Origin of the sequence: Flavobacterium sp. (assembly GCF_031537875.1) — a bacterium.
Classification (GTDB): Bacteria; Bacteroidota; Bacteroidia; order Flavobacteriales; family Flavobacteriaceae; genus Flavobacterium.
This window is the reverse complement of sequence record NZ_JAVKNB010000014.1, coordinates 1-13,510: the sequence shown is the minus strand read 5'-3', so window position 1 is coordinate 13,510 and position 13,510 is coordinate 1. Positions and strand designations below refer to the sequence as shown.

The 13,510-nt window shown below is 36.1% G+C and carries 15 protein-coding genes and 1 tRNA gene; 9 read left to right on the top strand and 7 right to left on the bottom strand.

Going from position 1 to position 13,510, the window contains the following annotated elements; genetic code table 11:
* Positions 1-16: 16 nt before the first annotated feature.
* On the bottom strand, positions 17-2,122 hold the full coding sequence (locus tag RMR09_RS09240) for a TonB-dependent receptor domain-containing protein (RefSeq protein ID WP_310595513.1): 2,106 nt from the start codon (positions 2,120-2,122) through the stop codon (positions 17-19).
* 136 nt (positions 2,123-2,258) lie between these two features.
* Between RMR09_RS09240 and RMR09_RS09235 the strand changes: the two genes are divergently transcribed.
* The 8 genes from RMR09_RS09235 to RMR09_RS09200 all read left to right on the top strand — a co-directional run bounded on the left by RMR09_RS09235 (position 2,259) and on the right by RMR09_RS09200 (position 9,135).
* Positions 2,259-2,669 carry a DUF2721 domain-containing protein gene (locus tag RMR09_RS09235; protein WP_310595512.1) on the top strand — a complete coding sequence of 137 codons (411 nt, stop codon included), beginning with the start codon at positions 2,259-2,261 and terminating at the stop codon, positions 2,667-2,669.
* Positions 2,670-3,563, top strand: a complete 894-nt coding sequence (locus RMR09_RS09230; RefSeq protein ID WP_310595511.1) for a DMT family transporter — start codon at positions 2,670-2,672, stop codon at positions 3,561-3,563.
* Positions 3,497-4,177: an alpha-ketoglutarate-dependent dioxygenase AlkB gene (locus tag RMR09_RS09225; RefSeq protein ID WP_310595510.1), complete on the top strand. Its 681-nt coding sequence runs from the start codon at positions 3,497-3,499 to the stop codon at positions 4,175-4,177. Before RMR09_RS09230 ends, RMR09_RS09225 begins: the two co-directional genes overlap by 67 nt.
* A gap of 31 nt (positions 4,178-4,208) precedes the next feature.
* Complete coding sequence (locus RMR09_RS09220) at positions 4,209-5,021, top strand: sterol desaturase family protein (protein WP_310595509.1); 813 nt, start codon at positions 4,209-4,211, stop codon at positions 5,019-5,021.
* A 107-nt stretch (positions 5,022-5,128) separates the two neighbouring features.
* Positions 5,129-5,407: a DUF2805 domain-containing protein gene (locus RMR09_RS09215; RefSeq protein WP_296686472.1), complete on the top strand. Its 279-nt coding sequence runs from the start codon at positions 5,129-5,131 to the stop codon at positions 5,405-5,407.
* Between the two features lie 53 nt (positions 5,408-5,460).
* Positions 5,461-6,399: a serine aminopeptidase domain-containing protein gene (locus RMR09_RS09210; protein WP_310595508.1), complete on the top strand. Its 939-nt coding sequence runs from the start codon at positions 5,461-5,463 to the stop codon at positions 6,397-6,399.
* 55 nt (positions 6,400-6,454) lie between these two features.
* The gene (locus RMR09_RS09205; protein WP_310595507.1) at positions 6,455-8,314 is read left to right on the top strand and encodes a peptidase M61; all 1,860 of its coding nucleotides are present in this window, start codon (positions 6,455-6,457) and stop codon (positions 8,312-8,314) included.
* A 110-nt stretch (positions 8,315-8,424) separates the two neighbouring features.
* Positions 8,425-9,135, top strand: a complete 711-nt coding sequence (locus RMR09_RS09200; protein WP_310595506.1) for a DUF4369 domain-containing protein — start codon at positions 8,425-8,427, stop codon at positions 9,133-9,135.
* A 100-nt stretch (positions 9,136-9,235) separates the two neighbouring features.
* Here the strand turns inward: RMR09_RS09200 and RMR09_RS09195 are convergent.
* From RMR09_RS09195 to idi, 6 genes are all read right to left on the bottom strand, one after another.
* A tRNA-Thr gene (locus tag RMR09_RS09195) sits at positions 9,236-9,309 on the bottom strand.
* A 78-nt stretch (positions 9,310-9,387) separates the two neighbouring features.
* Positions 9,388-9,654, bottom strand: coding sequence for a hypothetical protein (locus RMR09_RS09190; RefSeq protein WP_229316154.1), 267 nt, complete (start codon positions 9,652-9,654; stop codon positions 9,388-9,390).
* 57 nt (positions 9,655-9,711) lie between these two features.
* Positions 9,712-10,680: a type I phosphomannose isomerase catalytic subunit gene (locus RMR09_RS09185; protein WP_310595505.1), complete on the bottom strand. Its 969-nt coding sequence runs from the start codon at positions 10,678-10,680 to the stop codon at positions 9,712-9,714.
* Positions 10,681-10,702: 22 nt separating this feature from the next.
* Positions 10,703-11,170 (bottom strand): peroxiredoxin, encoded by a 468-nt coding sequence (locus RMR09_RS09180; RefSeq protein WP_310595504.1) that lies wholly within the window; start codon positions 11,168-11,170, stop codon positions 10,703-10,705.
* Positions 11,170-11,580 (bottom strand): 6-carboxytetrahydropterin synthase, encoded by a 411-nt coding sequence (locus RMR09_RS09175; RefSeq protein WP_310595503.1) that lies wholly within the window; start codon positions 11,578-11,580, stop codon positions 11,170-11,172. The genes RMR09_RS09180 and RMR09_RS09175 overlap by 1 nt, the downstream gene beginning before the upstream one ends.
* A 13-nt stretch (positions 11,581-11,593) precedes the next feature.
* Positions 11,594-12,121 carry an isopentenyl-diphosphate Delta-isomerase gene (idi, locus tag RMR09_RS09170; RefSeq protein ID WP_310595502.1) on the bottom strand — a complete coding sequence of 176 codons (528 nt, stop codon included), beginning with the start codon at positions 12,119-12,121 and terminating at the stop codon, positions 11,594-11,596.
* Between the two features lie 139 nt (positions 12,122-12,260).
* Here idi and RMR09_RS09165 point away from each other — a divergent pair, with 139 nt between their 5' ends.
* A complete protein-coding gene (locus RMR09_RS09165; RefSeq protein WP_310595501.1) occupies positions 12,261-13,355 on the top strand; it encodes a bifunctional methionine sulfoxide reductase B/A protein in 1,095 nt (364 codons plus the stop codon).
* The last annotated feature ends 155 nt before the right edge of the window (positions 13,356-13,510 follow it).

Sequence of the window (13,510 nt, the reverse complement as noted above, 5' to 3'; positions counted from 1 at the left end):
AACAGGCTTTTTTATTTTAATTCCCAATAATTCCGGTTTCTTCTTTTTTATCCTTATTCAATAAAATTGGGGTTTCTTTAGCCAATCTATTCTTCGTTGGAATCTTGTAATTGATACTAAATCCAAATCGGCGTGAATCCATTTTGTTGCTCAACAACAGCGGCGTGTTGTACGAGTTGAACACAAATCGATTCGAATTGAAAATATCATCCGCATTGATGGAAACAGACAACTGGTCTTTCAAAAACTTTTTAGACAATGACAAATCCACGGTATTATTAAATGGTTTGTTCGCAATAAAATAATAGTAATTTCCTTTAGCAGTAATATAACTGAAGTTGGCAACAAACTTAATTTTACTTGGCAACACCATTTGTGACATCAGATTATACACCCAAAATCCTTTGGTCTCTATTGATGGTATTTGGTGCAACTGATAAGCTGCATACACAAAAATAAAATTCATCTCATCGGGATTCACATTCATCTTCATCGTTTCGGCCAATCCTTTGGTAAACAACATGTACGGAATAGGCATTCCAATATTGAAATTATGAATTTTCACTTCAGGTACATTCTCATTGGAATTGACTACCACATTCGAATTCAAATTCACTCTTTGGATCACTTGATTCTTAGCCGAACTCAAAGAATAACCTATAAATGCATAATCATACGCACTCAGTTTCACTTCGTAGTTATCATATATCGTAGGTTGCAAATTCGGGTTTCCAGCATAACCAATATTCGGGTTTTGATAATTGGTATTGTTCGGATTCAAGGCTGACGTACTTGGTAACGTAATCTTCTTATTGTAATTCACATTAAAAAACACCGACTTGTTAAAATTGTACTGCGCACTCGCATTTGGGAAGAAACGAAACTGTTTGAAAGGAGTCAAATCAGTCGTGTTGGTTTTTCCAGAAATGTCGTAATCTTCGGCTCTACCTCCCAAAATAAAACTCATACTTTTGAATTTGGTTTGCAGTTCAAAATACCCTGCGGTGGTTTTTCTTTGGTAATCCAAATTAGTTACCCCTCTGTTTTGCGTTTGGAAATCCAATTCTTCGTGCAAACTTCCAAAACTTATTTTCCCTTCATCAGAAAAGGCAATCGGTTGCGAATAATCAAACTTGAAGTTGTAGTATTTTTGATCCGAAGAGTTGTCTAGAACGGGAAGCACATACCCTAATGAATTCATTACAAAGTCACTCTGATTGCGATTGAAATTGAATTTAAAATCCAACTTTTTCGTCTTGTCTTCAAATCGTTTTTGATAAGTTGCTACCGCATCTTGACGCCATCCTTTTGTATTGGAATTGTCATTGGTAGCATACCCAGGACCATTCGACAAGGTAGTGCTTCCATTATTGTTATAATTCACATCATAGTTCAACAACAATCGATCTTTTTTCAAGTCAAATGTAACGGCTGATTTGATAAAATTAGTTCTATTGGTTCTATCAGCATCTGTATTGGAAAGCAAAGTTTGACTCGAATTTTCTTCTTTAATCAACGAAGTCCACATGGCGCTTTCTCTATAGTTTTGCCCCATGTTCAATTGCCAACCAAAGTATTTGTTTTTGGCATTCAATAAGACGCTATTATTCACTCTCCATCGCAAACGGTCATAATTAGTGACATTTGTACTATTGGTGTAGGTGGCGCTCAAAAAGTTCTTCGCGTTTTTATTGGTAATAATATTCAAAATAGCCCCTCCCGAAGTCGCAGGGAATTCGGCACCAGGTTGCGTAATCACTTCAATTCTTTCAATCGCATTCGCCGGCATTCCTTCCAAGAAACTATTCAATTCATTAGAAGAAATATTCAACGGTCGCCCGTCCATATACACATCCAATTGCTTTCCTTGGTACATCATACCCGCAATATCCGAAGCAATTAAACCCGGTAATTTTTTCAATCCTTCTAGAACAGAACCCGAACTCAAACTCGGTTGATTGGCAAAATCAAAAATAGTCCGATCTGCTCGTTGCTCCACCGCTTTCTTGGTTTTAATAATGGTCACTTCTTTTAATTCCTGTGCTTTTTTGGTAGTCTCTTGGGCAGAAAGCTGGGAAAAAGCACCAAAAAATAAGGCTTGTAATACAATTATTTTTTTCATTATATAAATTTCGTTTGTACGTTTAGTCTTTAAATGCATTCATTTGTTACAGTCCAACTCGAAGTTATTGGTAAAAAAAATTAAAAATGAATAAAGAATCACGAACTTTGGCCACTGAAATTACACTCAATTAAATATGACTTTAGAAATAGGAACACCCGCCCTGCTTTTTTCAGCAACTTCGTTAATTCTTTTGGCCTATACCAATCGATTTTTGACCATTGCAAGCATCATTCGTGGACTGAAAAAAGTGTACAAAGAAAAGGAGAACAGCATGATTTTGTTAGAGATTAAAAACCTCAACCTGCGCCTTACCTTAATTCGCTACATGCAAATGGCGGGTGTATTGTGCTTGTTCTTGTCTGTTTTTGCGATGCTGCTATTATTTTTCGAAGAGCAAGCCATCAGTCTGTATTTCTTCGGATTGAGTTTGTTGAGTTTATTAATTTCGCTTGGTTTGTCGTTTTGGGAAATTAGTATTTCAGTAAATGCCTTGCGTTTGCACTTGAGCGATTTATCAGAAATGGATAAAAAACAAATCAATTAAATGACAAATAATTCAAAACTAAAAGGCGTTTTCCTCATCGGACTTGGAGCAACCAGTTATGGCATGCTAGCAACTTTTGTAAAAATGGCCTATGCCGAAGGATTTACCACTCCCGAAGTTACAATTGCTCAATTTGTGTATGGAATTATGGGAATACTACTTATAAACGCCTTCCAAAAATCAAAAAAGAATAGTACAACTACAAACGCCTCATCCAAAACCATTTTTCAATTGATGCTTGCAGGAACATCTCTTGGGATGACCAGTGTTTTCTATTATTTGGCCGTAAAATACATTCCGGTTTCCATTGCTATTATTTTATTAATGCAAACCGTTTGGATGGGTGTTGTATTTGAAATGGCTCTTGAAAAAAAAATCCCTTCAGCCCAAAAAATCATATCCGTTGTAGTCGTTCTTATTGGAACCGCATTGGCTACTAATTTAATAGAAAGCCAAATCAATTTGGATTGGCGAGGTATTGTTTTAGGACTTCTATCAGCCACTTCATTCACAACAACTATGTTTACAGCTAACCGAGTAGGTATTGGTATTTCGTCAGCGCAACGTAGTTTGTTTATGCTGTTAGGTGGTGCTGTAATTGTTTTTGGATTTGCCATTGCAACCCAAACAGGGACTTTCCATTTCGGCATTTTTGCCAAATGGGGAATTGTACTAGCTCTTTTCGGTACGGTAATTCCGCCTTTATTATTCAATACTGGATTTCCGTTAACGGGAATCGGATTAGGCAGTATTGTCTCGGCTTTAGAACTTCCTGTTTCAGTACTCATGGCCTATTTTTTATTGAACGAAAGTGTCATCGGACTACAATGGTTAGGAATTGTGCTAATTATCCTCGCCATCATCATTATGAATATCAATTACAAGAAACCCTAATAATTGTGGAATCGCTATTCAATTTCGCCCCCGAACCTCTTGTACTCGATTTGCCAGATGCAGCAATTATCTATTACCCTCAGTTTTTTGATAAAGAACAAGCGGATAGTATCTATGCCGAATTACTCCAACAAATCGCTTGGCAACAAGATGATATCACTATATATGGCAAAACCCATCCGCAACCGCGATTGACGGCTTTGTACGGAAACGAAGGAAAACCGTATTCGTATTCCAATATCACGATGCACCCACATCCGTGGAATACCCTTTTGCAAAAAATCAAATACTACATTGAGGATACGACGGAATGCCAATTCACCACCGTTTTACTGAATCAATACCGAGACGGAAAAGACAGTAACGGTTGGCACGCCGATAACGAAAAAGAATTAGGCAACAATCCAAGTATTGCATCCGTAAGCTTTGGAGCCGAACGTGTTTTTCAGCTCAAGCACAACACCATCCCAGACCTCAAAAAGAATATTGTTTTGGAACACGGCAGTCTTTTACTAATGAAAGGAAGCACCCAACATTTTTGGAAACACCAAATTCCAAAAACAGCAAAACCTATTGGCACAAGAATTAATCTAACCTTTCGAACCATTAAATAATTGTTTATATTTGGATTCAAATCGATCCAATATGCAACCAATTATTGATTATTTCTCAACCATTCCATCTTCACACCGAAGCCTTATTTTAGTAAGCGGAATCACTATTTTTTGGCTAATAGAAAATGCCTTTCCCTTGTTTAACTTCAAGTACAGACGATGGCAACATGCCGGTATCAATATCTTTTTTACTTTAACTACGATTATTGTCAATTTCTGTTTGGCTTTCATTTTATTACAAACAGCAGATTGGGCTTTTACCAATCACTTTGGATTGTTACAATGGTTGCCTGAAATGCCAATAGTAGCGTACACCCTTATAGGTTTGCTTTTATTAGACTTAATAGGGGCTTATCTCGTGCATCTAATAGAACACAAAGTAAAATTGTTTTGGCGTTTCCATTTGATTCACCATACCGACACATGGATTGATACTACTTCAGCTAACCGTCACCACCCTGGCGAAAGTGTGATTCGGTTTGTATTCACTACTTTGGGAGTGGTAGTTGTGGGAAGTCCGATGTGGCTAGTATTCTTGTACCAAACCTTATCCGTTATAGCCACGCAATTCAATCATGCCAATATTGCCTTGCCCAAAAAAGTCGATTTGTTTTTGAGTTACTTTATTGTTTCTCCCGACATGCACAAAGTACACCACCATTATGTCATGCCGTATACGGATAGTAATTATGGTAATATTTTTTCTATTTGGGATCGATTATTCGGTACTTTTAAGGTACTGCCAAGAGAAGAAATTGTGTACGGAGTGGACACTCATATGCAGCCTGAAGAGCACAATAACCTAGGAAATTTATTAAAAATCCCTTTTCAGAAAAAAAAGTAAACTAAGGATAATGAAGTAATTATTTTTTTTATTAATATTGATAAATGATTTCAAATCAACAACTAATAACGAATAACTAACAACACTATTTGAATTATTTTCAGCTGATGAAAAAGAGTAGCCGTAAAGAATTAAATTGGGAAGAGACGGAAAAATTGATGACTTTGGCCCTAGAAGAAAGAAACCCTTTTGAAATTATTAAAAAAGAATTTGGCTTAGCCGAAAAAGAGGTTTTAGAAATTATGAAAAAGAAAATGCCCGCAGAAAAATTTGAAATGTGGAAAAAGAAAGCGGCAGCCAACAAACCAAAACCAAAACCAGTAAAAATCGATGATTTTGACGACGAATTGGATGGCAAATACTACATCAAAAATAAATTAGATTAAGTTACAGAACTCCTGAAAAACAGGAGTTTTTTTATTCCTTTATACACTACCCCATGAAAAAAGCCCTTGTTTTATTTGTCATTCTGTTCTCAACCCTTGCATTTTCTCAAGAAAAAATAGAATTTTCGAAAGCAGATATTGAAATTAATTCGCTTTTAAAAGGTACGTTGTATTCCCCATTAAAGCAAAGTAATAAAACGAACTTGGTGATTCTCATTGCTGGCTCCGGACCTACAGACCGAGACGGCAATCAAAAAGGGTTAACCAATAACTCATTGAAACTATTAGCCGAAGCATTAGCCAATAACGGTATTGCAGTGTACAGTTATGACAAACGAATTTTTGCTCAAATAGCTTCAGGAAAATTAGACGAGGCGAGTTTATCTTTCGATAATTTTATAGACGATGCTAAAGCGGTTATTCAATATTTCAAAAACCAAAAAAAGTACCACAGCATCACTATTGCTGGGCATAGCGAAGGAGCCTTGATTGGAATGGTGGCTGCTGATGGGAATGCTGATGGGTACATCTCAATTGCTGGAGCGGGTCGCCCAATCGACGAGGTTTTGGTGGAGCAAATTGGAAAACAAGCCCCTTTTCTAAAAGAGGAAGTACAAAAAAACCTAGAAACACTTAAAAGTGGCACCACCTTCGAATTAAAAAATCAGATGCTTGCTTCCTTATTTAGAGCGAGTGTGCAACCTTATATGATTTCGTGGATCAAATACAACCCGCAGTCTGAAATTAAGAAACTACACGTCCCAACCCTATTAATCAATGGCGACAAAGATATTCAAGTAAGTGTGAATGATGCGCAATTATTACAACAAGCGAAACCAGAGGCCCAACTAAAAATTATTTCCAATATGAATCATATTTTTAAGGAAATCAAAGGAGATGAGGCGGAGAACAAAGCTTCGTACACTAATCCCGATTTGCCTATCAGCAAAGAATTACCATTGATCATAACTACGTTCATCCAATCACTATAAATTGTAACATTTATCTAAAAAAGAATACTAATAACCCAATCTAAATAAATTCAAAATGAAAAAATCAATTATTGCACTTGCGCTTGTAGCTTTTCTTTGGAACAGCAATAACGCTATGGCACAAAACAAGTCCATTGCAAAACAAGACATTAAAGTGAGCATTGACTTAATTGACGTAAAAGACGACAAAGTCAAAGTAACCGTTCAAGCACCAAAAATAACTACTGAGAAAATTACCTACAGCATTCCTAAAATTGTACCTGGAACCTATTCTGAAGACAATTACGGAAAAAACATCGAAGGTTTTAAGGCATTTGATTCAAAAGGAAAAGAATTGACTGTAACGAAATCAGACGACAATACTTGGTCGATTTCGAATGCTAAAAATCTATCTAAAATCACCTATTTAGTCAACGATACTTTTGATACTGAAAAAGGAGGAAGTTTTGGAACCGATATTTTCTCACCTGCAGGAACTAATATCGATGCAGGAAACAACTTTATGCTGAATACACATGGTTTTGTAGGTTACTTTCAAGACAAAAAAGACCTTCCTTATCAAGTTACTATTACCCATCCTGAAACACTTTGGGGCGCTACTTCCATGAGTGATACTGACGCTAGTAAATCCAAAGACGTATTCAACACACCGCGCTATGCTGAATTAGTCGAAAACCCAATCATGTATGCTAAACCAGATTACACTACTTTTAATGTCAACGGAATGGACATTCAAATTGCAGTGTATTCGCCTTCAGGAAAAGTAACCGCTGAAAGCATTACCCCTGAAATGAAAAAAATGATGACGGCTCAAAAAACGTTTTTAGGAAATATCAATGCCACTAAAAAATACAGTGTTTTGCTGTACTTATCTTCAATGAAAGATAATGATGCCAAAGGTTTTGGAGCGCTAGAACACCCGACAGCTACTACCGTTGTATTACCTGAAATGATGCCGCTAGAAGAGTTACAAAAATCAATGAAAGATGTGGTTTCACACGAATTTTTTCATATTGTAACCCCTTTAACCATTCACTCTAACGAAATTCAATACTTTGATTACAATGCACCAAAAATGTCTCAACATTTATGGATGTATGAGGGAGTAACCGAATATTTTGCAAATTTATTCCAAATCAATCAAGGTCTAATTGACGAGGCAGAATTTTATACTCGTATGGCTGAAAAGATCGAACAAGCAAAAACTTTAGACGACACCATGCCATTCACCACTATGAGTGCTAACGTTTTAAAAAGTCCGTACAAAGAACAATACTTAAACGTGTACCAAAAAGGCGCTTTAATCGGAATGTGTATCGATATCATCATCCGTGAAAAAAGCAACGGCGAAAGAGGTATTTTGAACTTAATGCAACAATTATCAAAAGAATACGGAGTAACCAAGGCTTTCAACGACAACGAATTATTTGCTAAAATCACAGCACTAACGTATCCTGAAGTAGGTAACTTTTTAAGTACGTATGTTTCGGGTTCAACGCCGATTCCATACGATATATTCTTAGCTAAAGTAGGCGTAACTAAAGTAGCTGATAAAAAAGCGGGCAACGTATTCTTAAAAGGACAAGCGCCTTATATTACTGTAGATAAAGCTACCAAAGAAATTTTAGTGAGACCCAATACCGATTTAATCGACTTCTACAAAAACTTGGATTTGAGAGCTAACGATATTATCCTAGCTATTAATAACAAAGCCTATACACTAGACAACATCTATGACATGATTGGCGAAAGCGAAAACTGGAAAGAAAATGACGAGATTACCATCAAAATCAAAAGAGACGGTAAAGAACAAATCCTAACTGGAAAAGTGAGTTTGCCTTATGAAGAAACAGACGGTTTAAAAGCTACAGATGCCTCTAAAACCAATTTAAAAAACGCTTGGTTAAAAGGATAAAAACAAATTAATCAGTCAAAATCCCAATTTAGAAATAGATTGGGATTTTTTTTGCAATTCAATATCGCTTTCCAACAATTTTCGTTATTTTGCGACAAAATAAATCTACAATGAAAAAAATTAGTATTGCTTTCGTAACATTGACACTAGTGTTTGCTTGTTCCGAAAAAAAATTGGAAAACAATTTACACTTAACAGGAAATATCAAAGGATTGAAAAAAGGAACTTTGTATGTACAAAGAGTCACTAATAATAAACTAGTGGCATTAGACACGATAGCTATAGATGGCAGCTCTAATTTTGAAACCAATATCGAGTTAAAATCACCTGAAATGTTATACTTGTTTCTTGACAGAGGAGTAAGCAATTCGTTAGATAATAATTTATTATTCTTTGCTGAGCCTGGAAATGTAAACATCGATACCGACCTTGAGAACTACATCGCAGATGCAAAAGTAACAGGATCAAAAAATCAAGATTTGTATTACGAGTTTAAAAAGGTGGACAATCGCTTTCAAGACGAAGAACTTAGTTTGATTGAGAAAAAATTCAAAGCATTAAAAAGCAATAACGAAAAAGAAATTGCAAGCATCACTGCACAACAAGAATCCAATATCAAAAGAAAATACTTGTATGCTACTAATTTCATCATCAACAACAAAGAATATGAAGTAGCACCTTATCTTGCCTTATCTGAGATTTATGATATCAACATGAAATATTTAGATACGATTCAAAAATCGTTGACACCAAAAGTATCTAAATCACTTTATGGTAAAAAACTTACCGAGTATATTGCTTCCATTAAAAAGCAACAATAGTCAAAACGATTAAAAACAAGAAAACCGTCAATTGCAATTGACGGTTTTTTATGCTTTGTTATAAAATAAAAAAACCATAACAAATGTTATGGTTTTTTTGAGCCGGCGGAGGGACTCGAACCCACGACCTGCTGATTACAAATCAGCTGCTCTAGCCAACTGAGCTACGCTGGCAGCGTATTACGGGTGCAAATATAATTCTGAAATTCAATTTTCCAAAATAATTTGACACTTTTTTACGGTTTTTTTCGACTATAATTCGTTGATTTTAGCAATCAATTGATTAGCAGTTTGTTCCAATTCAACATTGATTTGTTTGAAGTGTGCTTTTTTGTTCTCAACGTTCTTAGCGTTTACTTTTGTAATCAAAACATCAAAAGCTGCAATAGCTTCGTCAATCAAAGCATTAGTTTCTGGTGTTGGAACTCCTGAAGTTGAAATTTCAAACAAATAAACTGCTTCAATAATATCTCCTAAAACGTAGTTGATGTCTTTCTTTAAATTCTTAACGTTTGCCATTTTATTTTTAATTTTAATTTGCGTGTGCAAAAGTACACATAATCTTTCTATTCACTACTACGAAATGTAAATTTCTAAAATTGAAGCTTTTCCGCTCAATTGAAAATCTGTTAATGCTGCTGGTACTAAAATCGTATCCCCTTTAGAATACGAATACTGTTTGCCATCCAAAATAAATTCAAACTCCCCATCTACACACATATACACGGTAAACGTCTCTGCTGTTTTTTGAACATTCATCTCACCCGCTAATGGAATAAAATGAGTCGTAAAATAAGGACAGTCCACTACTTCATTAGACTGGTTACTGTGTTTTTGATATTGCTTTTGAGTTTCAATGGTATGGTAATTAATGGCATCCAAAGCCAAATCAACATGAAGTTCGCGTAAATTCCCATCAGCATCCACTCGGTCAAAATCATACAATCGATACGTGATATCTGAAGTTTGCTGAATTTCGGCAATAACCATCCCCGCTCCTATAGCATGTACCGTTCCGGTTTCTATTAAGAAAACATCTCCTGGTTGTACTTTAATTTCATCCAGAGTGGCTAATAAAGTCTTTTTTTCTAAGTTTTCAAGATAAGTGGTTTGGTTCATCTCTTCTTTAAAACCAACAATCAACCGAGCATCTGCATCAGCTTGAACTACATACCACATCTCGGTTTTACCGAAAGAATGATGACGCGCTTTCGCCAAGGCATCATTAGGATGTACTTGAACCGACAAATCTTCCTTAGCATCTAAATATTTGAATAACAAAGGGAATTGGTTTCCAAATCGTTGGTAGACCGAAGTCCCTAAAATTTCATTAGGATATTCATTAATAACTTCTGTGATAAATCTTCCTGCTAAATCCCCATTGGCAATCGTACTAACAGCACCTTCGATAGTGGACAATTCCCAACTCTCTCCCGTTTTAGTAGAAGTTATAGGCTTATTAAAAAGCGTTTTTAATTTATCTCCTCCCCAAAGTCGCTCTTGGAAGATCGGAATAAATTGTAATGGATAGAGTGGTATTTTCATTTGTTAAAACCTAAATTGATCGTCACATTGATACTGCAACTATTTTTTTTACCGCCTCAAGGGCTTTTGGTATATGTTTACCTGCTAACATACTATTAAAAACCATTTGAACTACACCAGCTGCATCGACAACATAAGTCACTCTTCCTGGTACCATTCCGAGTAGCGCTGATGGAACGCCAAACAAAGTTCTTATTTTTTTATCTGCATCTGACAAAAGTATAAAAGGCAATTGGTATTGAGAAGTAAATTTTTGATGTGAGATCACACTGTCACTACTTACCCCAATAACCTCAGCACCCAAATCAAGGAAATCTTCATATTGATCTCTAAAACTACAGGCCTGAGCAGTACAACCTGGCGTATTGTCTTTGGGGTAGAAATAAATCACAAATGGCTTTTTACCCACCACAGCATCGCTATCAAACGAATTCCCTTTAGTATCTAAAGCACTAAAATGAGGAATTCTATCACCTACTTGTATTGCCATTATGCTCCTCTATACGTTACAAAATTACGCGGGGTCTCGTATAAAACTACTTCTAAATCCAATTCCGACTGGATTCGTTTTCTAATTTTATTCCAAATCACCACCACAATATTTTCAGCCGTAGGATTCAAATCTTGAAATTCAGGAACATCCAAATTTAAGTTTTTATGATCCATTTGGTTTTCCACCTCTTCTTTGATAATATCCGACAAGATTTTTACATCCATCACATAGCCGGTTTCAGGATCAATCGCTCCTGTAACACTGACTATCAATTCATAATTATGCCCATGAAAATTAGGATTGTTGCATTTCCCAAAAACAGCATCATTTTTTTCAAATGACCAATCTTTTCTATACAATCGGTGTGCTGCATTAAAATGTGCTTTTCGCGAAATAGTAACTCTCATCTGGGGTTTGGTGTTATAATGTATGTTCTTCTAAAAAATGATAAAACTCGTCAAAAATAATTTTAAACCAAATGGTATAAACTACTGGATTAGCTTGAATATCTTCTTTAACCGCTTCAATAGGCATCCATTTCCAAGCTTCTACTTCTTCCGGATTAATGCTTGGCTCCTCATTGTAATACCCAATCATCACATGATCCAATTCATGCTCAGTCAAACCATTGTCAAAAGGCGCTTTGTATATAAAATGAAACAACTCCTTCAACTCGGTTTGAAATCCCATTTCTTCAAACAAACGTCGGCTTCCCGCCTGAATATTAGTCTCACCTTCGCGTTGGTGACTACAGCAAGTGTTGGTCCACAACAACGGAGAATGGTATTTATGGTGTGCGCGCTGTTGCAACATGATTTCGTTTTTGCTATTCAACACAAAAACCGAAAAAGCACGATGCAAAACCGCCTTTTCATGCGCCTCCATCTTGGGCATTAAACCAATAGGCTCATCCCTTTCATTCACTAATATAACGTTCTCTTCTAACATACAATGGTATTAATCGTCAAAAATACAAAAAAGATAGAGTAAGAACGCCTATTTTTAATTTTAGACAAAGTTTAACTACTGTCTAACTAGTAAAATGGTATTTTTACACTGAAACTAGAGTTGCTAAAAACAGATACAAATGAAAAATTATTTTTTATTACTCATCCCCTTGCTTATTTTTAATGCCTGTGGCCAAACGACAAATCAAAATAAATCAAAAAATACATCCACTATGTCCAATACTATTTCAAAACCTGAAAATCCTTATTATTCCAACACCGACACCACAAAACTAAACGTCTCAGATGCCGAATGGAAAAAAGTGTTACCACCCGACTTGTATGCTGTAGCCCGTGAAGCCGATACTGAAAGAGCTTTTACAGGAACGATGTGGAATGACGAAACCAAAGGAACCTATTACTGTGCGGCTTGTGGCTACCAACTCTTCCAATCCAATCAAAAGTTCACTAGCAGTTGCGGATGGCCTAGTTTTTTTGAACAACAAAATAAAGAAAGTATCGCCTTTAAGTTAGACAAATCGTTTGGAATGATTCGAACCGAAGCACTTTGTGGCAGATGCAACAGTCATTTAGGCCATTTATTCAATGACGGACCAGAACCAACAGGAAAAAGATACTGTATGAATGCGATTTCGTTGGATTTTGTTCCGGAGATTAGCCCAAAAAATTCGGCCATTAATAGTGAAACCATTACACTTGGCGGAGGCTGTTATTGGTGTGTCGAAGCCGTGTACGAAAATTTGAAAGGAGTAACATCAGTCGTGTCAGGTTTTGCAGGCGGAACAACCAAAAACCCGAGTTACGAAGAAGTGTGCTCAGGAACTACAGGGCATGCCGAAGTAGTCCAAATCACTTATGACAAAACACAAACGAATTTAGATGAGATTTTTAAAGTCTTCTTTACCGTTCACGACCCAACCACACTCAACCGTCAAGGCGCTGATGTAGGAACACAGTACCGTTCGGTTATTTTCTATAAAAACGAACAAGAAAAAAAAGAAGCACAAAATGTTATTGATGCGCTAAAGAATGCCCACGTCTATGATAATCCTGTGGTAACCACTATTGAACCGCTAACTCAATTTTACAAAGCCGAAGACTACCATCAAGGGTATTACGAAAACAATAAAAACCAACCCTATTGCAAAATGGTGATCCAACCTAAAATTGAAAAATTCGAAAAGCTATTTAAAAGCCGATTAAAAAAAGAATAGTAGTATATTTACCTAACCCGTTGGGTGTAATTAGTTTTTGATGATAATTTTTCGTCAGTTCGAGTGATTTTCTCCCGACGCTTCGGGAAGAAAATTGTATCGAGAACAAGAAAAATTTCATTAAAAACGGTTCTCGATACATTTTTTGTTCCGTT

What these genes read in the sequence shown, in the direction of transcription:
- RMR09_RS09240 (WP_310595513.1), bottom strand. Translation starts at nt 2,122, where the DNA reads ATGAAAAAAATAATTGTATTACAAGCCTTATTTTTTGGTGCTTTTTCC.
- RMR09_RS09235 (WP_310595512.1), top strand. Translation starts at nt 2,259, where the DNA reads ATGACTTTAGAAATAGGAACACCCGCCCTGCTTTTTTCAGCAACTTCG.
- RMR09_RS09230 (WP_310595511.1), top strand. Translation starts at nt 2,670, where the DNA reads ATGACAAATAATTCAAAACTAAAAGGCGTTTTCCTCATCGGACTTGGA.
- RMR09_RS09225 (WP_310595510.1), top strand. Translation starts at nt 3,497, where the DNA reads ATGGTTAGGAATTGTGCTAATTATCCTCGCCATCATCATTATGAATAT.
- RMR09_RS09220 (WP_310595509.1), top strand. Translation starts at nt 4,209, where the DNA reads ATGCAACCAATTATTGATTATTTCTCAACCATTCCATCTTCACACCGA.
- RMR09_RS09215 (WP_296686472.1), top strand. Translation starts at nt 5,129, where the DNA reads ATGAAAAAGAGTAGCCGTAAAGAATTAAATTGGGAAGAGACGGAAAAA.
- RMR09_RS09210 (WP_310595508.1), top strand. Translation starts at nt 5,461, where the DNA reads ATGAAAAAAGCCCTTGTTTTATTTGTCATTCTGTTCTCAACCCTTGCA.
- RMR09_RS09205 (WP_310595507.1), top strand. Translation starts at nt 6,455, where the DNA reads ATGAAAAAATCAATTATTGCACTTGCGCTTGTAGCTTTTCTTTGGAAC.
- RMR09_RS09200 (WP_310595506.1), top strand. Translation starts at nt 8,425, where the DNA reads ATGAAAAAAATTAGTATTGCTTTCGTAACATTGACACTAGTGTTTGCT.
- RMR09_RS09190 (WP_229316154.1), bottom strand. Translation starts at nt 9,654, where the DNA reads ATGGCAAACGTTAAGAATTTAAAGAAAGACATCAACTACGTTTTAGGA.
- RMR09_RS09185 (WP_310595505.1), bottom strand. Translation starts at nt 10,680, where the DNA reads ATGAAAATACCACTCTATCCATTACAATTTATTCCGATCTTCCAAGAG.
- RMR09_RS09180 (WP_310595504.1), bottom strand. Translation starts at nt 11,170, where the DNA reads ATGGCAATACAAGTAGGTGATAGAATTCCTCATTTTAGTGCTTTAGAT.
- RMR09_RS09175 (WP_310595503.1), bottom strand. Translation starts at nt 11,580, where the DNA reads ATGAGAGTTACTATTTCGCGAAAAGCACATTTTAATGCAGCACACCGA.
- idi (WP_310595502.1), bottom strand. Translation starts at nt 12,121, where the DNA reads ATGTTAGAAGAGAACGTTATATTAGTGAATGAAAGGGATGAGCCTATT.
- RMR09_RS09165 (WP_310595501.1), top strand. Translation starts at nt 12,261, where the DNA reads ATGAAAAATTATTTTTTATTACTCATCCCCTTGCTTATTTTTAATGCC.